Genomic DNA, 21,557 nt, shown 5'->3' on the forward strand with positions numbered 1-21,557 from the left:
ATCATCATATGAGTGGATTAATAAAAACTAGTATAATAATACCAACTTATAATCCCCTAAAAAATTTAACAATAATTTTTAGATCTTTAAAAAATCAAAAAAATGTAAATTTTAAAAATATTGAATTTTTAATTGTACAAAATAATAAATATTATTTTTCAGAAGTTATTCCTAGCTTTTTAATAAAAAATAATTTTAAATGTAAAATAATACATGAACCCCAATTAGGTCTGCACTATGCGAGGAACGCAGGTATTAAAATGGCACAATCAAATAATTTAATATTATTAGATGACGACATAAAATTAGCAAATACTCATTTATCAAACATGATCAAGTCTTTAAGATACTACAATTTAGTTGGGGGTCCAAACCTATTAGACAAAAAAATTAAAATTTTGAATTGGATAAGAAAATTTTATTTTAAAAAATTATCAGAAAATCAATATTATTGTCCATATTTGAGTTATTTAGATTTAGGAAATAAAAATAAAGCAATTAAACCAAATTTTATTTTTGGTATGAATATGGGATTTAAAAGGAAACTTTTTTATAAATTAAATGGTTTTCATCCTGATTTAATAGGACGTGGCTATGATAATATTTTTATAGGTGATGGTGAGACTGGTTTTTTAAATAAATGTGCAAAAAATAACACTATAGCTTTTTATAATTATAAATGTAAAGTTTTTCATGAATTACCAGCGAAAAGACTTACAAAATCTTATTTTATAGAAAGATCGAAGTATCATGCGTTTAATGACTCCTTTTCTATTTTAAGAGATAATAAAAGTTCAATTTTTGTTATTTTAAGATTATTTAAAAAAGTATTAAAATTTTTATATTTAAATATTAAACTTATTTTCTTTGCAAAAAAATCTAACAAGTTATATTTCAATTATAAATTACCTATGGAAATCCAATATATAAAAAGTTTCATAAAGCATCATTTTTTATTTATATTTGATAAAAAGTTAAATAGTTGGGTTAAAAAAGAAAAGTATTTTTAAAAATGAATTTTATAGAAGGTAAATTAGTATAATTAATGAACAAAATTAAAGATAAAGTTGTAGTAATTACAGGCGGTGCTGGTCTTTTAGGTATCCAGCATATTAACGCAGTTTTAAGTAATGGTGGCAAAGCTGTTGTAATTGATATTAATTTAAAAAAAATAAATTTACTCAAAAAAAAATTTAAATCTGAAGGTAATAATATTATTTTTGTAAGGTGTGATATTTCAAATGAAATGAGGGTCAAAAAAGCTTTATCAGAAATATTAAATAAATTTAGAAGGTTGGATATATTAATAAATAATGCATCAATTGACTATCCTCCATTAAAAAAAAATAACAAATTAAAATTAGAAAACTTTTCTATTAATGATTTTAAAAAAGATATCAATGTATCATTAATAGGTTCATTAATATGTACCAAAATTTTTGGTACATATATGGCAAAAAAAGGAGGGGGTGTAATTTTGAATATTGCTTCTGATCTAGCATTAATATCACCAGATAATAGAATTTATAATAACAATGAAAAAAAACTAGATTTTGTTAAGCCAATCTCTTACTCAATTTCAAAACATGGTTTAATTGGTCTAACTAAATATACAGCAACATATTGGGCAAATAAAAATATGAGATGTAATGCTTTAGCACCTGGAGGAATTTTTAATAACCAAAAATCTAACTTTTTAAAGAAAATAAAAAAATTAATACCATTGGGGAGAATGGCAAGGCAAGGTGAGTACGAAAATGCAATTTTATTTTTAATCTCTGATGACTCGTCTTATATGACGGGTTCGACATTAGTTTTAGACGGAGGAAGAACAGCATGGTAGATAATATTAAAATTTTAAAAAGAAATATTTTAACTACAAGAGATAATCTTAATATTTTAATCAATTCTGATTTACTTAATAAGATAGATAAGTTGTCTAGATTAATTCACACTTCATTAAAGAATAACAAAAAGCTCTTATTTTGTGGAAATGGTGGATCAGCAAGCGAAGCTTCACACATTGCAGCTGAGTTTGTTGGCAGGTACCTTAAAGAAAGAAGAGAGCAACCTGCTATTTCTTTAACAACTGACACCTCAATTATTACTGCAATTGGTAATGATTATAGTTTTAAAGAAATTTTTTCAAAACAAATAAAAGCAATTGGAAACAGGGGTGATATATTAATTGCACTTTCAACGAGCGGTAAAAGTGAAAATATTATTCATGCTATCAAATCTGCTAAAGCAAAAGGCATGAAGACAGTTTTATTCACAGGAGAAAAAAAATTTAAACATAAAAAATTAACTAATTTTGAAATTAATGCACCCGCTAAAAGAGTTGATAGAATTCAGGAATTACACCTTGTTTTACTGCACAATTTATGCGAATTAGTTGAGATAAAATTGAAATAAATATGAGTGTATACTTAATAGCAGAGATTGGAATTAATCATAATGGCGACCTAAAAATTGCCAAAGAATTGATTAAAAAATCAAAAGAAGCTGGATTTGATGCCGTTAAATTTCAAAAGAGGGATTTAGATTTAGTTTATTCAAAAGAATATCTTGATGGTTTAAGAGACAGTCCATGGGGCAAAACTCAAAGGGATCAAAAAAAAGGCCTTGAGTTTGAAAAAAAAGAATATGATGAAATTAATGAGTATTGTAGAGAATTAAATATAGATTGGTCTGCTTCAGCATGGGATATTAATTCGCAAAAGTTTTTACAAGATTATAATCTTCCATTTAATAAAATTGCCTCACCGATGCTAACATTTACTAAATTATTAGAAATGATAGCAAAAGAAAAAAAAAACCTTCATATCGACAGGAATGTCAACACTCGAAGAAATAGAAGTAGCTATAAATATTTTTAGGAAAAATCAGTGTGAATTTGAATTAATGCATTGTAACAGCAGCTACCCAATGAAAGAAGAAGATGCAAATTTACTTTGTATTCCTATGCTTAGAGATAAATTTAAATGTAATGTTGGCTATTCAGGACATGAAAGTAGTTTATTAAAAGTTTGCACAACAGCCATTGCTTTAGGTGCGACTTCGATTGAAAGGCACATTACATTAGATAGAGCTATGTATGGATCAGATCAGGCGGCATCAATTGAAGTTGAAGCTTTAAATAGCTTTGTAGAGACAATCAGAAAAATTCCTAAAATATTGGGCAATGGCAAAAAAACTGTTACTGAAACTGAAATTAAGATAAAAGAAAAACTTAGATCAGTAAGCCTTTAAATGAAACAATACTCCGTTCTTATTACGGCAAGAACAAATTCATCAAGACTTCCAAAAAAATGTCTACTTCCTTTTGGAGATCAAAACGTAATTTCGTATATTATTACTATAGCCAAACAAAACAATTTATCTCCAATACTTTCCACAACAAAACAAAAGTCAGATGATATATTGTGCAAAATTGCAAAAAGTCATAAAATAAATTTTTTTAGAGGATCTGAAAAAAATAAACTAAAAAGATGGTTAGACACTGCCAATAAATATAATCTAAAATACTTTCATACTCTAGATGCAGACGATCCTTTTTTTTGCACAAAACAAATAAAAAAAAGTATTAATTTATTAATAAAAAATAAACTTGATATAGTGTATCCATCTTTAATTTCTTCAAAAGGAGAGGCGTCAGAAGGTTATTCAATTAATGTTAAATTTTTAGAAAAAAAATTATCTAAAATGAATAATAGCAATAAAGATACTGAGATGATTACTAAATACATAAAAGGAGGTAAAAGTGCAATTTTATCAAATTCTGAGTTTATAACCAAATCAAGATTGACTTTAGATTATTATGAGGATTATATTTTTCTAATGACTATAAAATTAATACTAAAACAAAAAATAACTAGAGAAAAAATCCATAATCTTGTACTTAGAAATCCAGATTTAAAAAAAATTAATTTCTTTAAAAATATTGAGTGGAAAAATAGACAAAAAAAATTATCTAAATGATTAATAAAAAAAAATTAAATTGGAGATTTAAGGGTAATGAACTTAATTATGTTAGTGAGGTTTTAAAACAAGGTTTTAAAGCCGGATCTGATGGAGCATTTAGCTCATTACTTGAGGATAAATTTAATAAAACACATAATGTAAAATATTCCATAGCAGTTAATTCAGGAACATCTGGTTTATTCACAGCTTTATTGGCTCTTGGCTGTAAAAATGGAGATGAAGTATTAGTTCCAGCACTTACACCTTTAATGTGTGGACTATCAATTCATTACACCGGAGCATCACCAGTTTACGTTGACTCAGATTCTGAAACTTTCTTGATGTGCACCAAAGATCTTGAAAAAAAAATTACTAAAAAAACAAAGTGTATAATGGTAGTTCACATGTATGGAGCTGTATGTGATATGAAAAAAATCATACAATTATCTAAAAAATATAATCTGCCAATTATTGAAGATTGTGCTCAATGTTTTTATGGCAAAGATGAGAAAGGCAGAATAAGTGGAACTATTGGTGATATAGGAGTTTGGAGTTTTGAAAACTCAAAACAAATTACTTGTGGTGATGGAGGATTGGTAAGCACAAATAATAAAAAGCTTGCAAAAAAAATACGGCAAATTGCAGGACTTGGTTTTAAAACCATAACTGCCAAAACTGGAAGGATTAGAATAAATAAAGATAAATTTCAAAATCCTAATTGGACTAGATTTAGCGAAATTGGATATAATTTTAGAATAAATCAATTAGCAGCAGCAGTATGTTTGGCTCAACTGGAAAATTTTAATTTTTATATAAAAAAAAGAATAAATTCTGGTGAAAGTTATAGCAAAATTTTAAAAAATAATAAATTTTTCAAAGTTCAATCAATCCTAAAAAATAAACAGCATACCTACTATACATTTTCAGCATTATATTTGGGAGCAAATTACAGTGTTTCTTGGGAGTCGTTTAGAAAAAAATATATATATTTTGGTGGAGATGGAATCTATGCAGCATCAAAACTATTACATCAAGAACCAGCTTTTAAAAAATATGATATTGGTTATTGTTATAAAAATTGCAAAGATAAATGCCAATTAATATGTTCAAAAACGCCAGTTGCAACACACTTACAAAAAAATTTAATGAACTTTACAACCAATCAAAAAAATAAAAATGAAATAAGTAAGCAAGCTGACGCTCTTATCAAAACCTTAGATTTTTTTAAAAAATATTAAACTAGATTAATTTTAACATTTAGAAAATTAGAAGTTATTTTAGATTTTGTATAAATTGTAAATTTAATATTTGGAAAAAATTTTAATATAGCATCAAAAGTTTTTTTAAAACTTTTAACCATTTCAATTGATCTTTCATTTATTTCAATATTGCTTAGCTTGTATTTTACGCCACCATTAAAATAATCAGTCTCAAAAAAATCCATTCCATATAAGTTAATTTCATTTGGGTTTTTGGTACATGCTATAAACAAACTGTATAAACCAGTATTCCAATTTCCCTCAGAATTAACATTTATATTATTATAAATTGACAAAAATTTTGAGTTAATAAACTTTACATTCCTTGAAATAGAATTAAGCCTAAAATTGTTTCTTTTTAAATATAAACTTTTGTTATCTCTACCGTCACTAATTCTGCTAATAAATACTTCGTCAAGATAAATTGATTTTAAGCTAGATAGCTTTAGAATAGGCTCTGAAATATTAGAAACAATCGTAATAGGTATGTTTTTTATAATATCTAATATTTTGCTATCACAAATGTCATTTTTTTCAAAGTTAGCCAAAATAATTAAATCGACATTATTTCTACTTTTAATTTTAGTAAAAAACTTTAGACTTTCTCCTCTACACAAAACATCAATAATTTTTGGATAAATTGTCTGTTTTCTTCTAATAAATAAGTTTTTATAATGATATATACAATTGTAGTATATTTTAAATAATATAGGTTTTAATAAAATCATTATAAATTAATTAATTTTTTCATGCTAAAGTTAGTATTCCAAATCTATAAAACTTTAAATAAAGATTTAAAAGAAAAAATTTTAATTCTACAATTTTTGAATATTTTTCAAGCATGTATTGAAGTACTAATGCTTGGATCATTGGCGTCTTTTATTTCAATAATTAATAATCCTGAGATTTTGAAAAAAAATATGTATATCAAAGATTATTTTGAAAAAATTTTCAAAGGCAGTGTTGATGAATTACTAATTTTTTTTTCATTATATCTGATAATTCTAGTCATTTTAAGTTTTGCTCTATCAATATTTATTAATACTAAAATGCTCACAGTTGGCCATCAAGTGAATGCGTTTATTAACAATAAATTATTTAGCTATTATTTAGCTAAACCTTGGTCTTTTCATGTAAATAATAGTTATTCCGGTATTGTAAGGGTAATTAGCCATGACTGTTCTATTATTTCTGTAAAATTAATTACGCCACTTCTTAATTTATCTCATAAAATAATATTAGTTATCAGTATTTCAATTATATTGGCCATTTATAATCCATATGTAGTAATAATTGGAATTTTAGTATTTTCATTAATTTATTATTTAATTTTATTTAACGTAAAAAAAATAATTCATAAACATACCAAAATAGAGTCTGAACTGTTTAAAAAAAGAAATCAACTGATATTCAATACCTTCCAAGGAATAAAAGAGATAATTATTTACAATTTAAAAAATTACTTCCAAAAAAACTTTAATATTGTTAATTATGAACATATAAAACCAGCGGTACGTCTAGGTCTAATTGTGCAATTACCAAGATTTGTGGTGGAGGCATTTTCATATATTGTAATTATTTTATCAATCTTGATTGCTTTGATTTTAGGTTTTGGAACAAAAAGTATACTGCCAACTTTAGCTATTTATGCATTTGCCGGTTTAAAATTATTGCCATCTTTTCAACAGATATACATGTCTATTGTTAATATTAAAAATGGTAAAGTACTTTTTGATAAACATAAAAATAAAATTGTTAATAATACATCAGGGTCTGCATCTTTAAGTAGGAAAGTAAATAAATTCAATTTTAAAAAAAGTATAAGTTTTAGAAATTTAAAATTTTCATATTCTAAAGAAGATAAAAAAAATATTTTAGAAATTAATAAATTTCAGATCAAAAAAAATTCTATTATTGGTATTGCTGGAGAAACAGGTTCAGGAAAAAGTACACTAGTAGATCTGATTATGACCATCATAGAACCAACTAAAGGAAAAATACTTATAGACGGAAAAGTGTTAAAACAAAATCAGAAAAAATCTTGGATTTCTAATTTTGCATTTGTTTCACAAAACCCTTATTTTGCTAATACAAGTGTATTGAATAATATTGCGTTCGGTATCGAAAGTAGTGAAGTTGATTTAAAAAAAGTAAAAGAATCAATTTTGGCTGCAAATTTGAGTAATAAGATAAATACACTTAGTGAGGGCCTTAATACTGAAATTGGAGATAATGGATTAAAATTTTCTGGAGGAGAAAGACAAAGAATGGCTATAGCTAGAGCATTATATTTTGAAAAAGATATAATTGTTTTTGATGAAGCGACTAGTGCAGTAGATAGTTTAACTGAGAAAGAGATTATTAAGTCTATAAAAAGGCTAAAAAAGAAAAAAACAATTATAATTATTGCGCACAGGGTAAGTACATTAAAAATATGTAACAAAATTTATTTATTATCAAATGGAAAAATTTCTGGGAGTGGATCGTACAAGTATTTATTAGAAAAAAATAAATATTTTCAAAAACTTCATGGTTAGCAATTCACTAAATTTATTCTATTACGTAAATGTTACACCTAAACAGGGTGGACAATGGTATTATGCAATAGATCAGTATAATTTTTTAAAAAAAAACCTGAGTAGTAAATTTAACATAAAGGTAATTTCATCAAATTATAAAGTACAAAATTCACTTGAAAAAAATGGAATCACATCAAAAATTTTTGAAATATCATTATTAGATAAAATTTTTAAAAAAATTTTAAAAATATTTCCAAAATTAAAAAGATATAAAATATTAAACAGTTTATTTGAAAAAAAACTTTTAAATGAGGGATGCTCAGTGATTTATATTCCTCATTTTTATGGTATTTCAGATCTTATCAACAAAATTCCAATTATAGCTACTGTTTTAGACCTATGTCATCTGGATTATCCAAATTTAGAAGAGTTCTTAAAACTTAAAGAGTTTGAGTCAAGGGAGTATTTTTTAAAAAATAAAGTTAATAATGTGTTTTTAATTATTGCAGAAAGTGAGGATACTAAGAATAAATTGATTAATTTATACAAGATTAAAAGTGATAAAATTTTAATAAAATATTTTGATATATCCAAAAATTTAAAAGTAGTAAATCAAACTATAATACCTTCATTAATAAAAAAAAAATTCATATTTTATCCCTCAAATTTTTTAAGCCATAAAAATCATAAACTTTTAATAGAAGCTCAAGATTACTTAAAAGATAAATCAATTAATTATGTACTAGCTGGAAATGATAGAGGTTACCTTTCTAATATAAAAAATTTGATAAATAAAAAAGAACTAAATAATAGATTTTTTATTTTTGAAAGCTTGCCAAATGAAGAAATGAATTTTATTTATAATAATTGTGATTTAATTGTTTATCCAAGTCTCTTTGGTCCAGCCAATATACCTTTATTTGAAGCTTGGTATCTTAAGATTCCAGTCTTATACCCATCTTCTTTTGCTTCAATTGCTGGAGATGGGGCTATATATTTTGATAACAAAAGTCCTTTAAGTTTATCAAATGCAATCCAAGTAGCTCAAAAACAAGATATTAGAGAAACAGTAATTAATAATGGAGCAAGAATGTATGAATATTATAGAGACTTAGATCGAAAATTTACTTATGATTTAAATAAAAAACTTGCAGAGATTCAATAAAGTATATTAAAATATTTCATGAAAAGATTAATAAAAAATATTTTTAAGTTTTTCAAAATAATCTTAATTAAAGAAAAAAATTATTATAATCCTCAGGAAAACTTACTTAAGTCAATAGAGTATTTAAATATTCAATCAATTATAGATGTAGGAGCTCATGAAGGTAATTTTGTTGAAAAAATATTAAAAAGATTTCCTTTTATGAGAACTATCAGTTTTGAGCCAGCAAAAGAGCCATTTAGTCATTTAATTAATACAGCGAACAAATACAAAAATTGGAAAATTTTTAATTATGCCTTAGCAGCAAGGGATCAAAATATAGAGGGCAACCATCTTTAAAAGAGGTTATTGAATATTTAGAAAATAAAAAATTTAAAGTTTGGTCATTAGATCGAGTATTTGGCAATAGATCTTCAGGTGAAACTCTTCAAGTAGATATTTTATTTAATAGAATATCTTAATAAATATCTTGTAAGCTTTAATGTTAGTGTCATTATAGTCCATGTAGGATTAGTAAATCCATTTTCTGGAAAAACATTAGAACCGATTGTGTATACATTTTTATAACCATTAAGTTTTAGATTTTTATCAACACCAATAATTTTTAGATTTTTTGTTATTGGCGTACTACAACTTGGATGTTGACCAACGTAAACATTTTCGAAAGATTTATTTAATCTGTATTTATTATTAATACTTAAAATTTTTGTAATTTTTTTAACAATTTCTTTATAAATCCTAATATCACCCTTAAAAAAATCCCATTTAATATTAATCTTTTTTAGTCCAAATCTGTCATAAGAATTACTTAATGCAATACTTCCAGATCTAGGATTTTGTGAGAATGAGATTTCCAAACAAAATGTCTGATTATATCTTATTCTTTTACAGTAATTCATTATTTTGAAAAAATAATAATATAAGTTGATTAAGAAAAAATAAATTTTTTTATTTGTATATTTATTTGAGTTATAAATTTTTTTAATATACTTTCTGATAAAATCTTCTGCAGAATAAACAGCTATTTGTGTTACAGCAAATGTATTTTTAATTTTAAAATATATATTTTTTTCAAACATGTTTCCATTTAAGTAATATTTTTTAAAATCAAGTAAGTGACTTATTTCTTTCTCATTATAATTACCAATTTTAATATGGGGATGATCTGCTAAAGAAGCTTTATTTTTTTTTACTGCATTAAATAAGTTTAAAATGAGATGAGTATTGCCAAGACCACCAGAGCACAAAATTAAAGAATTTTTAATGCTAATCGTCTGTATTTCACCTTTAAAATTTATGATATCTATTTTATCTATAATTTTTTTATGTTTTTGATATGTTTTAGATATACTGCTCTCTTTTATTACAGTGATATTTTTATTACTTTCAATTTTAAAATATTTATAAATATTATTAAAGTTATATCTAATAGACTGAGAAATTTTAATATTCTTATTGATAAAAAATTTAATTTTATTTTTAGGAATATTAAGTTTATTTTCTAATTCCAAACTAGTTTTCTTGAGACTTGTATAAGAAAAACCCCATTTTTTCTTATCAAACTCATCTTTTGTTAACAGAAATATTTTATTGTGCCAAAGTTCAGAATTTCCACCTAATTTATTACTAAATAAAGGTAAATAATGAAAACTTGATTTTTGCACATACGGATTTGATATTATTGCTTTATTGTTTGCTCTTTCAATCATGCATATTTTATAATTTTTCTTTGAGAGCAGCCAAGCCAATAAAGAGCCAGCAGGTCCAGTACCAATAATTACAAAATCATATATCATATCTTTTTATAAAATAATTAATTATAACTGTAAATTATCAATTAACAAATTTATGAAAAATATTTATATACTAGGGGCAAATTCTAGATTAGCGACACACATTAATAAAAAATTTTTAAAAGAATTTAAAATTATTAGAATTACAAGAGTAGCAAAAAAAAATGAATTTACATTTAGAAATATACCAAGCTTTAAATACCAGCCACATATAGTTATAGACTGCATAAGAATATCAAATTATGCAAATATACCAGATATAATGAAAACTTTAAGAATGCAAAAAAAATTTGTAGACAAACATTTTAATAAAATTGAAAAATATATTTATTTTAGCAGTGAAGAACTTGTAAGAAAAAAATTAAAAAGATTTAATCGAAATAATATAACAAGTAATTACGTCTATTATAAATATTGCATGGAAGTATTTCTTCAAAAAAAATTTAATTTAAAAAAATTAAATATTATAAGATTGCAAAAAATATTTTTTGATAATGATACTTCTTTTCTGGGGGCATATCTTTCAATATTAAAGAAAACTAATATTATTTTAGTAAATAATAATTTACATGGGATTTATTACCAAAGTATTTTGGAAAATCTCAAAAAGTTATTAACTACCAAAACTAAATACAAGTTAATATCATACTGGAATGACAACCTTTCATTTCTATCACGATTTGATATGTTAAATTACTGTAACAAAAAATACTTTAGTAATAAATTTATTATTATAAAGTTACCTATAATTTTTAATAATTTTTTTAAAAAAACTTTTTACAGATATTGGGAAACGTGTATTAGATCTAGCACAATAGATAAACAAGGCAATCAGAAAAATATCACAGATTGTAAACTTCAAATTAATAAAATTGTAAAAATATGATAATTACAATTAAAGACAAATTAAAAACTTACTAAATTGAGTTAATATTCGAAATGCGGAATAGTATTGCTTTTAGTTTATTAGATATTATTTATAATTAAAGTAGGTTACAATTTAATTTAAATTAATCCAATAAAATTAATTGTAATATGATTGAAATTATTAAAAATCAGGAAAAAGTATACGCTATTATAATCAGAGCAAATTATAATAATGATGGACATAATTTTTTTACAGAAGATTCGGCTAGCATGCAAATTGGAAGTTTAATTTTTAAAAAAGGTAAAATAATTGAACCTCATTATCATCGAAAAATAGATAGAATTAGTAAAAAATGTGTAGAAACTATTTTTGTTAAAAAGGGTAAGCTAAAAGTTAATTTTTATGATCCTAAAAATTTTAATTTTTTAGAATATAAAATATTAAAACCCAATGATGTGATGCTTATACAAGATGGAGCTCATGGATTTGAAGTAATTGATGATCTAGAAATGATAGAGGTTAAGTTAGGACCTTATCATTCAGATGATTTAATTAGGCTAAAATAATTAGATAATGATAAGAGTAAATTCAATTAACTTATTGGGAAATGAAAAAAAATATATCAGTGAATGCATAGATACAAATTGGATTTCAGGATCAGGAAAATTTAATTATTTATTTGAAAAAAAAATACAAGGATTAATCAAAAAAAAATATGCTATATCAACTACTAATGGCACAACTGCTCTAGAAACAGCAATTCAATCATTAAATCTTAAAAAGGGAGATGAGGTAATATTGCCTTCATTTACTATAATCTCTTGTTTTAATGCAATAGTAAAAAATGGACTGATACCAGTACCAGTCGATTGTAATTTTGGAGATTGGAATATGGATATTGAAAAATTAAAAAAAAAAATAACAAAAAAAACAAAAGCTATTATAGTGGTTCATATTTATGGACTAGCATCAGATATAAAAGAAATAATCAAATTAAAAAAAAAATTTTCTTTTAAAATAATAGAAGACGCAGCAGAAGCAATGGGTTTAAAATATTATGATAATAAATATTGTGGATATTATGGAGATATCACTACGTTCAGTTTTTATGCCAATAAACACATAACCACAGGTGAAGGTGGTATGATTTTGACAAATAAAAAAAATATTGCAGATAGATGCAAAAGTATAATTAATTTATTTTTTAGTACGCCTAGATTTATTCATAGTGAAATTGGTTCTAATCATAGATATACAAATATACAAGCGGCTATTGGTTTAGCTCAATATGAAAAATTAAAATTTACTATTAAAAGAAAGATAGAAATTGGAAATATGTATCAAAACGGTCTCAAAAATTTAAAAAATATTTTTTTACCTCAAAAAGATAATATATTCTCAAAAAATATATATTGGGTCTTTGGTTTAGTTTTAAAAAATAATAATAAGTTAAAATTAGACAGACAAATGTTGTGTAAAAAATTACTTAAAAAAGGTATAGAAACAAGACCTTTTTTTTGGCCAATTCACAAACAGCCAATTTTTAAAAAATTTGGAAAAGAAATACTTAAAAATAGTGAATACTTATCAAAAAATGGTTTTTATTTACCTTCTGGTACAGCGCTAAAGAATAAAGAAATCAGATATATTATAAATGAAGTAAAAAAAATAATTAAATGAATTTTAATAAATATTCAGAATATTATGATTTATTTTATAAAAATAAAAAATATTCTAAAGAAGTTAAAAATATAAAAAAATTAGTTAAATTTAACAAACAAGAGAAAGTACTTGAAATTGGCTGCGGCACTGGGAATCATTCTTTTGAACTTTCTAAACATTGTGGTCAGGTTTTAGCTTTAGACAAAAGTCTTGAGATGATAAAAATTGCAAAAAAAAAATATTCAAAAAAAAACATAACTTTTAAACAATTAGAAATTCTTGATATATCAAAAAATAATAAATACGATAAAATTATCTTATTATTTCATGTTTTCAGTTATTTTACTAATAAGACTTATATCCATAAAATTGTAAACAAACTCAAACTAATTACCAAACCGGGTGGATATATAATTTTTGATTTTTGGAACTCGGAATATACAAAAAAAAATGAATTAAATAACAATATTCGAGAAATAAAATATAAAAATACCAAAATTGTAAGAGAGAGTATAATAAAAAAAAAGAAAAAAAATGTATTTAATGTAAAATATAATTTTTTTATTTCAAAAAAAAAACAAAAAAAATATCTATTCTTTGAAGAACATATAATGAAATCATTTAATAAGAGCGATATAAAAAAATATTTTAAAAAAAATTTTACTTTGATGAAGCTTACAAATTTGATGAATTTTAAAGATATAACTGATAAAGATTTTTCAGCATTAGCAATAATTAAAAAAAATGGATAAGAAAAATAATATATTTTTGGCAGGTCATAGAGGTTTAGTGGGAAATGCTATTTTGCAGGAATTAAAATTTAGAGGCTATAATAATATTTTTTTAAGATCAAAAAAACAGCTAGATTTAACCAATCAAAGTAAAGTAAATAATTTTTTTAAAAGAAATAAAATTGATTGTATTATTATTGCAGCTGCAAAAGTTGGTGGAATACTTGCTAATAAAAATTTTCCTGCTGAATTTATTTATCAAAATTTGATGATCCAATGTAATATTATTCAAGCTGCACATCAAAATAATATTGATGATATTTTAATACTTGGATCAAGTTGTATTTATCCGAAATATTGTAAGCAACCCATGAAAGAAGATTATCTTTTAACTGGTAAATTGGAGCCAACAAACCAACCCTATGCATTAGCAAAAATTGTTGGCATAGAGATGTGTAAAAGCTATAATACTCAATATAAAAGAAATTATAGATGTTTGATGCCACCAAATCTTTATGGAGGAAATGATAACTTTGATTTAAAAACATCTCATTTTTATCCAGCTATTATTAAAAAACTGTTTGATGCAAAATTAAGAAAAAAAAATTACATTAAACTTTGGGGAACAGGTAAAGCAAAGAGAGAACTTATGTATGTTGGAGATGTAGCAAAAGCAGTTGTTTTTTTTTTAGAAACTAAAACAACAGAATATCTTATAAATGTGGGTAATAAAACTGATCATACAATAAAATATTATGCAGATTTCTTAAGAAAAATTATATACCCGAAATGTAAAATTATTTTTGATAATAGTAAAAGTGATGGCACACCAAGAAAATTACTTAATCCAGATATAGCAAAAAAATATGGATGGAAACCACAGACAAATTTATCAAAGGGTACCTTGATGACTATAGAATCATATAAAAAAAGATTTAAAATCTTGAATTATGATTAGTCAATTTTGCCAATCTTAAGAATATTATTTATTATTTTAATACAGAATAGTGATATTTTTTTATTCTCATAAAAATTGACTTTTTTTAATAAAACCTCACTTATCATTCCTTTATAGTAATCTTTTGATGAAAGGAGATTAATTCCATTGAAAGTATGTTTATTTATCCTTGAATTAAAATTGTAGTAAAAGTTAAATTTAATATCTTCAAAAATTAGGACAAAACAAATTTTACCAATCTTATTATTTGTTATTTGAATATTTGTTAATTTTTTTGTCTGAATATATTTATAAAGATAAGATAAGTCATGATATGCGAGTCTCCACAAAATATTATCTTTAATTAAAGAATGTTTAGTTCTAGTTATATTATTAGTTTTTTTAATCTTAATTTTTTTTTTTTAAAATTCTCTATGTCACAAACGTATATATTTTTTTTATATTTGGATGACAATTTATATAATTTCAAAGCTTGTAATTTAGATGTGGTTAAGGGTTTTTCACAAAAAACATTATTTTTTTTAAGTAAAGATCTTTTTACCAACTCAAAATGTGTTTCGTTATTAGTTAGAATCATATCTAGTGAGGACTTATTTAGAATACCATCTTTTTTTTTTATTACGTTTATTTTTGTATTTTTAATATTTTTTAAAATGGGGTAAATTTTTTTTCCCCAATTTCCATAGCCAATAAGGTTAATTTTCTTCATTAAGCTTTTTTTTTAATTGTTCTGCAGTTGCAACACAACCATTCCACTTACTAGAAAATATAGTATATATTTTGTTATTTATTTTTTTTATTTCTGTAGTTCTTTCATCAGTTTTTTCTACATTACATTTAATTGTTCTTGTAACAAAAAAAGAACCGATATATTTTGCTTCTGTAATGAACGGTAAGTATTTTTTGCTACTATCTATAAACTTTTTATAATTAGATATTTTAATATTCTTATGAACTGTGTTGTTAATTAGTTTTTTCTTAAAGTTTTTAAAATAAGGAAGTTTGTTATTGATAACCTCAATTTTAGAATGTTTTACATCACTAAGTAAATGGTATTTAGTACCAACATAAGGGTCTAAACATACAAATTTACCATCTAAAACAACAAGGCTTAAATTTTTGTATTTAGAGGGTAGTTTGATAATAATTTTCTCAATTAACTCATATCTATATTCTGATACAGGTTTAACACCTAAGGATTTTAAAATTTGATTGTTGTTAGCATAGCTACAAATAATGATTTTATCAAAATCTTTAAGAATTTTTTTATTTACAAGTGTAGAAAAATTAATTTTAATCTTAGATTTCTTTAATAATTGAGTCATTTTTTTTTTAATTTTAAAATAATTTAATGTTTTTTCATTACTTTTAATGGCACCCTCAATAAGATTAGAAAATAACTGTTCATTAAATATTTTTTTAAAATAAAGGTTATTTTTATTAAGTATTTTTATATATTTATTAAAACTTGTAAGACTATTTTTTTTTGAGATAGCATAAATGTTATTTGTACTTTTTAGGACATCTTTACCATAAAAGTTTATAAATTTTTTATATGAATATTTAATTTGATTTATTGTTTTCTGTGATCTTGGATAATGATAGCCTCTATGAAATCTAAATTGATTAATTTTAGATGCTGAGTTTAAAATATCATTTTCTATTTCAAATATTTCGATATCATAATCTTTTGATAAAACTAATCCAGCCGTACAACCATAAAATCCAGCACCAATAATTGCTAATTTTTTTTTATACATTTTTAAAAATTTTATTATAGATCTTATGATGTGATTCCACATCAAATCTGAAGAGATTTTTTCTTGCTATTAACATTTTATTTTTTAATTTACTAGGATTAGCTATGAAATGACTAATTTTTTTACTTAAATTTAAAACATCTCCCACTTTTACCAAATCTCCACCACGACCATTCAATAAGATTTCAGAAGCACCTGCATTCATATTTGTGGAAATTACAGGTGTACCTAAAGTCAAAGCTTCGACAATTACATTCGGAAAGCCTTCATAGACTGATGTTACAATTAGTAGTGATGATTTTTTTATGAGCCAAAAGGGATTGTGCAAATTTTTAATCATCAAAACTTCATTTTCTAAGTTATATTTTTTTATTAAGAGTTTTATATTTTGCTCTTCTGGACCAAAGCCAACTAAAATAAGTTTGAATTTTTTTTTAATTTTAATCATTGAAAAAGCTGCTAGTAACGTATTGTGATCTTTTCTTTTTGAGAATCTTGAGACACAAATAAAAAACTTTTCATTTTTTTTTAATTTAACATTTTGTTTTTTTGCTAACTCTATTATGCTTTTGTCATATGAGGGGCTATAAACAGTGTTGATTTTTGACTTTACATGTTTAGATAAATCTTTAGATAATTTTTTGCTAATTCCAATCCTTACATCAGCTTTTTTGTAAAAAAATTTCATTAAGATTAAGATTGTTTTTTTCTTAATAAAATCTAAATAATTTTTAAAAAAATATAATTCATCTATGTGATTTCTATCCACAGTAATAAGCTTTATAAACGACAGTTTATATTTAGAGAATATTGCTACTAAATTTGCAAAATTTTGATTAGAAATCATTATAATTTTTTTATATTTATTTTTCTTTTGGTATTTTTTTAAGATTTTTCTGATTTCAAAAATTGATAAAATGGTTCTTGATGAATTTAATTTGATAAAATTAATATCAGTAATTTTATTATTCAAAATACTTTTATTTAAGCTTATAAAATCAATATCATAAATTTTTTTATTTAATTTTTTAATTAATCTATATAGAGAATTATCTGAGCCACCACCAAAAGAGTAAGGGTGAAAAAATATTAATTTTACTTTTTTCATAATTTTAATTTAATCTTAATATAAACTTAAATGCATTAATGAATATTTAAGATAAATTTTTTTAAATTTTTAATTATTTTAATTAAATATAGCAAGTAAACAAAAAACTTATTTTGGTTATTATTAATTCTAATTTCGTTTAGATCTTTTAGGTGAGTTCTGTACTTTATTTTTGAAGAAAACCCTCCTGGCCTAAAATATCCAAACAATTCTGTTTTTTTAGTACCTGATCCAATGTATTTTTTTGAAAACAACATTCTTAAAAAAAAATCCAAGTCAGCGCTTAAGAATTTAATATTATAAAACCCTATTTCTTCATGCACTTTTCTTTTAACAAAAAATCCCATGGAATGTGTTGTGTAAAAATTAAAAGTATATTTAGCTAGGTTTGAGTTAAACCCATATTTTCGATAAAATTTGTGTACTGTGCCAAATATAAAATCAATTTTTTTTTTTTAAAATATTTTACAGCATAGTTTACAGCGTTATGATTGAATACATCATCAGAATTTATAAAAGCCAGAATTGATCCATTGGAATATTTTATTCCTTTGTTCATTGCATCCCACAAATTTTTATCTTTTTGTCTTTTGTATATGTGTATATATTTTCTATATTTATTAATTATTTTTCTGGTGTTATCTGTCGATAACCCATCTATTATAACATATTCAATATTCTTATATTTTTGATTAATTACACTTTTGATTGTTTTCTCTAAATATTTTTCTCCATTCTTCACTACAGTAATAATTGAAACAATTGGTTGTGTTAATTTATTCTTAATTGTTTTTTGGTTTATCATTTAAGGAGTCTCTTTTTTTATAAAATGATATCATAAAAGCAAAATTCATCCAAAATATTGTAGCACTATATGTGGTAAAAAAACTACCTGACGGTAGGATTGGTATCAAGCTAGTTACAACAAATATAAGACCAGATAGTAAATAAATATTTTTAGATTCTAAATATTTTTTAAAGCTTATCGATATAGCAATCATAAATATGATAATAAAAGATATGTAGCCAATAATTCCAGTTTCTGAAAGTACCTCAAAATGAGTTTGGTGAGGATGAGTTGCCCAATTATCTCTATTATAGATATTATTTACATTATTTTTATAAATTTCTTTTCTGCTTTCGTTACGAAATTGTTTTAATCCAATACCAAATATTTTGTTTCGTAAAAATATTTCATAAGCAGTTGCATAATGGACCCCATAATGACTAGTTTTTACATAGTTTATTATCCCCATGTTCTTAACTGGAACAACTATCTGATTGATACGGGTGTTTATGCTTTTATTTAAGAATCCTATAGAAAAAGATATTATAATTAAACTACTCAAAATATAGATTTTATATTTAATTTGTTTAGCTAAAAAAATAAATAAAACAAAACCTATAAAAATTTTTAAGAAATTAGATCTTTCACCAATTACAAATGAAGCAGTAAAAAAAATAATTATTAAAGTAACAGTATATAGGTTAATCTTTTTTTTTAAGATAAGATGGGATATTATTAAAAAAATAAAACCATTATAAAAATTTCCAATTTTTAATTCTGCGCCTAAAAAACTAGATAGTCTACCTTCCATATAGGATGTATTGCCCAATATGTTAAATCCAAAAATAAATTCAAAAAACACATCAAAGGTAACTATAAGAAAAAAAATAAACCAGATATTTAGTATATTATCAAAATATTTTTTTGAGTTAAAAATTAAATAATATTTAAGAGCAAAAACAAATATTAAAAAGCGAATAAAACCAATTTGCCTTTCAAAAGAAAAAATGTCTCCAGTATTAAAAAAAATATTTAAGATTAAAATACAATAAAAAAATGAAAGCAAAATAAAAAAAATATTTTTAAATTCAGAAAATATTTTCTTTTTTAAAATTTCAATAATAAAAAAAATATCTATTAATATAACGGCTAAATTTATGTATAGAGATCCAGATAATAGACACAAAGGAAGAATACATATTATTAAATATGGAATTATTTTTATATTATTTTCTTTTTTTAAAAATAAAAATTTTTTTAACATTACTTTAATAAGAATAATTTTAGCATACAAAATAAAATTAAAAAACCATCCCTAAAAGCATTAACTTTTTTTTTACCTGCAATACGAGGTCTTTCATATGATGAAATGTCTAAGAAACTTAGGCCAATTTTTTTTGCTTTTATTGGTAGCTCTACACATAACCTAAAATCTTTTTCTTTAACAGATAGTTTCTTAAAAGATGATGTTCTACCCATTGTGTAGGTGTAAAGTATGTCTGAAATAGGTAGATTAAATAAAATTTTACCAATTAAACTAAAAATTTTATTTCCTGTCCAGGTGAGTAAAGTATCATCTTCACTTCCAGAATTTTTTAAATACCTAGACGCAAACAAAAAATCTAAATTTTTTTCCTGCATTAGTTTCATCATATTGGGCAGTTCATTAGGATTAAAAGAGCCATCAGCATTAAATATGCAAAAAAATTCATTTGTGTTGTTTTCAATACCCTCTGTAATAGCAGCTCCGTATCCAAGATTTTTTTGAAATAAGACTTCTACAGGATATTTTTTAATAGCATCTATAGTCTCCAGGTCATTTTTAGAGAGACATATTTTTAATTTACACCCTAAGCTAATTTTTAAAATTTCATCTAGAACTGCAGGTAATGACTCTCTTTCATATTTTGCTGGAATTATTAAAGTTAGATTATTCATGTATTTTCAAGTATATGATTTTGTATTTATATGAAAGATATTTTAATATAGAATAATAATTTTATTAATCATAATGAATATATTAATTACAGGTTGTGCAGGATTTATTGGCTTTAGTCTAGCACAAGGATTACTATCTAATAAAAAACATAAAGTTATCGGAATAGATTCAATTGATAACTATTATAGTGTAAAATTGAAAGAAGATCGTCTTGATATTTTACGATCACAAAAAAATTTCAAATTTATAAAATTTAATTTAAAAAGTAAAAAAAAAACAAATGAAGTATTTAAAACAAATAAAATAGATTATGTTTATCATCTTGCAGCTCAAGCAGGTGTAAGATTTTCATTTGAAAAACCCGAAAAATACTTAAATGATAACATTTATGGATTTTATAATGTTTTAGAAAATTCAAAAAATTATAAAGTAAAAAAACTTTTTTTTGCATCATCAAGTTCAGTCTATGGAGATGCAAAAAAATTACCTGTTAAAGAAAACTATGTGCTAGATGAAAAAAACCTTTATTCATTGACCAAGAGTTTTAATGAAAAATTAGGTAAAATTTATGCACAAAAATATAATATGAATATTTGTGGCCTTAGATTTTTTACAATTTATGGTGAATGGGGTAGGCCAGACATGTTTATGATGAAATATATAAATTCATCTGTAAATAAAAATATTTTTACATTATACAATTTTGGAAATCATAAAAGAGATTTTACTTATATAAAAGATGTTGTTTCGCTTTTAGAAAAACTTTTATTTAAAAAATTAAAAAATAAATTTTGTTCAATCAACATATCATCATCTAATCCTTATAAACTAAGTAAAATTATGAATGAGATTAATTTATATTTTAAAAAACCAAAAATTAAAAAACAAGAACGAGATGAAGCGGATGTCTTAAACACACATGGATCAAATAAAGAATTAAAAAAAATTGTTGGAGAATATAAATACACCAATATTAAAATTGGAATTAAAAATTTATGTGAGTGGTATAAAAGTTATTATAAATTAAAAATTTAAAAATTAAATT

Annotated in this window: 23 protein-coding genes and 1 pseudogene; 15 read left to right on the forward strand and 9 right to left on the reverse strand. The window is 23.4% G+C overall.

What is annotated here, in order from left to right; all coding sequences use genetic code 11:
- Positions 1-8: 8 nt before the first annotated feature.
- From AC5SLW_RS00710 to AC5SLW_RS00735, 6 genes and pseudogenes are all read left to right on the forward strand, one after another.
- The gene (locus tag AC5SLW_RS00710; protein ID WP_494575255.1) at positions 9-1,010 is read left to right on the forward strand and encodes a glycosyltransferase family 2 protein; all 1,002 of its coding nucleotides are present in this window, start codon (positions 9-11) and stop codon (positions 1,008-1,010) included.
- A gap of 35 nt (positions 1,011-1,045) precedes the next feature.
- A complete protein-coding gene (locus AC5SLW_RS00715) occupies positions 1,046-1,843 on the forward strand; it encodes an SDR family oxidoreductase (RefSeq protein WP_494575257.1) in 798 nt (265 codons plus the stop codon).
- Positions 1,837-2,415, forward strand: coding sequence for a D-sedoheptulose-7-phosphate isomerase (locus AC5SLW_RS00720; protein WP_494575259.1), 579 nt, complete (start codon positions 1,837-1,839; stop codon positions 2,413-2,415). Before AC5SLW_RS00715 ends, AC5SLW_RS00720 begins: the two co-directional genes overlap by 7 nt.
- A gap of 2 nt (positions 2,416-2,417) precedes the next feature.
- A pseudogene (locus AC5SLW_RS00725) lies at positions 2,418-3,252 on the forward strand (N-acetylneuraminate synthase family protein).
- Complete coding sequence (locus AC5SLW_RS00730) at positions 3,253-3,981, forward strand: cytidylyltransferase domain-containing protein (RefSeq protein WP_494575261.1); 729 nt, start codon at positions 3,253-3,255, stop codon at positions 3,979-3,981.
- Positions 3,978-5,201 (forward strand): aminotransferase class I/II-fold pyridoxal phosphate-dependent enzyme, encoded by a 1,224-nt coding sequence (locus AC5SLW_RS00735; protein WP_494575263.1) that lies wholly within the window; start codon positions 3,978-3,980, stop codon positions 5,199-5,201. Before AC5SLW_RS00730 ends, AC5SLW_RS00735 begins: the two co-directional genes overlap by 4 nt.
- Here the strand turns inward: AC5SLW_RS00735 and AC5SLW_RS00740 are convergent.
- Positions 5,198-5,950 (reverse strand): hypothetical protein, encoded by a 753-nt coding sequence (locus tag AC5SLW_RS00740; protein ID WP_494575265.1) that lies wholly within the window; start codon positions 5,948-5,950, stop codon positions 5,198-5,200. The two genes, AC5SLW_RS00735 and AC5SLW_RS00740, sit on opposite strands and share 4 nt — an antisense overlap.
- A 21-nt stretch (positions 5,951-5,971) precedes the next feature.
- Here AC5SLW_RS00740 and AC5SLW_RS00745 point away from each other — a divergent pair, with 21 nt between their 5' ends.
- Genes AC5SLW_RS00745 through AC5SLW_RS00755 form a run of 3 tightly spaced genes read left to right on the forward strand, consistent with a single transcriptional unit; the run spans position 5,972 to position 9,245 of the window.
- Positions 5,972-7,759 (forward strand): ATP-binding cassette domain-containing protein, encoded by a 1,788-nt coding sequence (locus AC5SLW_RS00745; protein ID WP_494575267.1) that lies wholly within the window; start codon positions 5,972-5,974, stop codon positions 7,757-7,759.
- Positions 7,752-8,906 carry a glycosyltransferase gene (locus tag AC5SLW_RS00750; protein WP_494575269.1) on the forward strand — a complete coding sequence of 385 codons (1,155 nt, stop codon included), beginning with the start codon at positions 7,752-7,754 and terminating at the stop codon, positions 8,904-8,906. Before AC5SLW_RS00745 ends, AC5SLW_RS00750 begins: the two co-directional genes overlap by 8 nt.
- 18 nt (positions 8,907-8,924) lie before the next feature.
- On the forward strand, positions 8,925-9,245 hold the full coding sequence (locus tag AC5SLW_RS00755; RefSeq protein WP_494575271.1) for an FkbM family methyltransferase: 321 nt from the start codon (positions 8,925-8,927) through the stop codon (positions 9,243-9,245).
- A gap of 101 nt (positions 9,246-9,346) precedes the next feature.
- On the opposite strand, the gene AC5SLW_RS00760 is transcribed toward AC5SLW_RS00755, so the two are convergent.
- Entirely contained in the window at positions 9,347-10,702 is a 1,356-nt protein-coding gene (locus AC5SLW_RS00760) for a GMC oxidoreductase (RefSeq protein WP_494575273.1), read from the reverse strand.
- 52 nt (positions 10,703-10,754) lie between these two features.
- Here AC5SLW_RS00760 and AC5SLW_RS00765 point away from each other — a divergent pair, with 52 nt between their 5' ends.
- From AC5SLW_RS00765 to AC5SLW_RS00785, 5 genes are all read left to right on the forward strand, one after another.
- Positions 10,755-11,585 carry a hypothetical protein gene (locus AC5SLW_RS00765; protein ID WP_494575275.1) on the forward strand — a complete coding sequence of 277 codons (831 nt, stop codon included), beginning with the start codon at positions 10,755-10,757 and terminating at the stop codon, positions 11,583-11,585.
- 149 nt (positions 11,586-11,734) lie between these two features.
- A complete protein-coding gene (locus AC5SLW_RS00770; RefSeq protein WP_494575277.1) occupies positions 11,735-12,133 on the forward strand; it encodes a cupin domain-containing protein in 399 nt (132 codons plus the stop codon).
- A gap of 7 nt (positions 12,134-12,140) precedes the next feature.
- A complete protein-coding gene (locus tag AC5SLW_RS00775) occupies positions 12,141-13,247 on the forward strand; it encodes a DegT/DnrJ/EryC1/StrS family aminotransferase (protein WP_494575279.1) in 1,107 nt (368 codons plus the stop codon).
- Positions 13,244-13,981, forward strand: a complete 738-nt coding sequence (locus AC5SLW_RS00780) for a class I SAM-dependent methyltransferase (RefSeq protein ID WP_494575281.1) — start codon at positions 13,244-13,246, stop codon at positions 13,979-13,981. Before AC5SLW_RS00775 ends, AC5SLW_RS00780 begins: the two co-directional genes overlap by 4 nt.
- On the forward strand, positions 13,974-14,918 hold the full coding sequence (locus AC5SLW_RS00785) for a GDP-L-fucose synthase family protein (protein ID WP_494575283.1): 945 nt from the start codon (positions 13,974-13,976) through the stop codon (positions 14,916-14,918). Before AC5SLW_RS00780 ends, AC5SLW_RS00785 begins: the two co-directional genes overlap by 8 nt.
- A gap of 364 nt (positions 14,919-15,282) precedes the next feature.
- Here the strand turns inward: AC5SLW_RS00785 and AC5SLW_RS00790 are convergent, their stop codons facing one another.
- From AC5SLW_RS00790 to AC5SLW_RS00820, 7 genes are read right to left on the reverse strand one after another with little or no spacing between them, the layout of a single operon-like run.
- A complete protein-coding gene (locus AC5SLW_RS00790; protein WP_494575285.1) occupies positions 15,283-15,627 on the reverse strand; it encodes a Gfo/Idh/MocA family oxidoreductase in 345 nt (114 codons plus the stop codon).
- On the reverse strand, positions 15,614-16,678 hold the full coding sequence (locus tag AC5SLW_RS00795) for an NAD(P)-binding protein (RefSeq protein ID WP_494575287.1): 1,065 nt from the start codon (positions 16,676-16,678) through the stop codon (positions 15,614-15,616). Before AC5SLW_RS00795 ends, AC5SLW_RS00790 begins: the two co-directional genes overlap by 14 nt.
- Positions 16,671-17,786: a glycosyltransferase gene (locus AC5SLW_RS00800; RefSeq protein ID WP_494575289.1), complete on the reverse strand. Its 1,116-nt coding sequence runs from the start codon at positions 17,784-17,786 to the stop codon at positions 16,671-16,673. The genes AC5SLW_RS00795 and AC5SLW_RS00800 overlap by 8 nt, the downstream gene beginning before the upstream one ends.
- A gap of 35 nt (positions 17,787-17,821) precedes the next feature.
- Positions 17,822-18,109: a hypothetical protein gene (locus tag AC5SLW_RS00805; RefSeq protein ID WP_494575291.1), complete on the reverse strand. Its 288-nt coding sequence runs from the start codon at positions 18,107-18,109 to the stop codon at positions 17,822-17,824.
- Between the two features lie 59 nt (positions 18,110-18,168).
- Positions 18,169-18,591, reverse strand: a complete 423-nt coding sequence (locus AC5SLW_RS00810) for a glycosyltransferase (RefSeq protein ID WP_494575293.1) — start codon at positions 18,589-18,591, stop codon at positions 18,169-18,171.
- Entirely contained in the window at positions 18,569-19,837 is a 1,269-nt protein-coding gene (locus tag AC5SLW_RS00815; RefSeq protein WP_494575295.1) for an O-antigen polymerase, read from the reverse strand. Before AC5SLW_RS00815 ends, AC5SLW_RS00810 begins: the two co-directional genes overlap by 23 nt.
- A complete protein-coding gene (locus tag AC5SLW_RS00820) occupies positions 19,837-20,511 on the reverse strand; it encodes a glycosyltransferase (protein ID WP_494575297.1) in 675 nt (224 codons plus the stop codon). The genes AC5SLW_RS00815 and AC5SLW_RS00820 overlap by 1 nt, the downstream gene beginning before the upstream one ends.
- 73 nt (positions 20,512-20,584) lie before the next feature.
- Between AC5SLW_RS00820 and AC5SLW_RS00825 the strand changes: the two genes are divergently transcribed.
- Complete coding sequence (locus AC5SLW_RS00825) at positions 20,585-21,547, forward strand: NAD-dependent epimerase/dehydratase family protein (protein ID WP_494575299.1); 963 nt, start codon at positions 20,585-20,587, stop codon at positions 21,545-21,547.
- The last annotated feature ends 10 nt before the right edge of the window (positions 21,548-21,557 follow it).

The organism is Candidatus Pelagibacter sp. PS_40 (assembly GCF_059417765.1).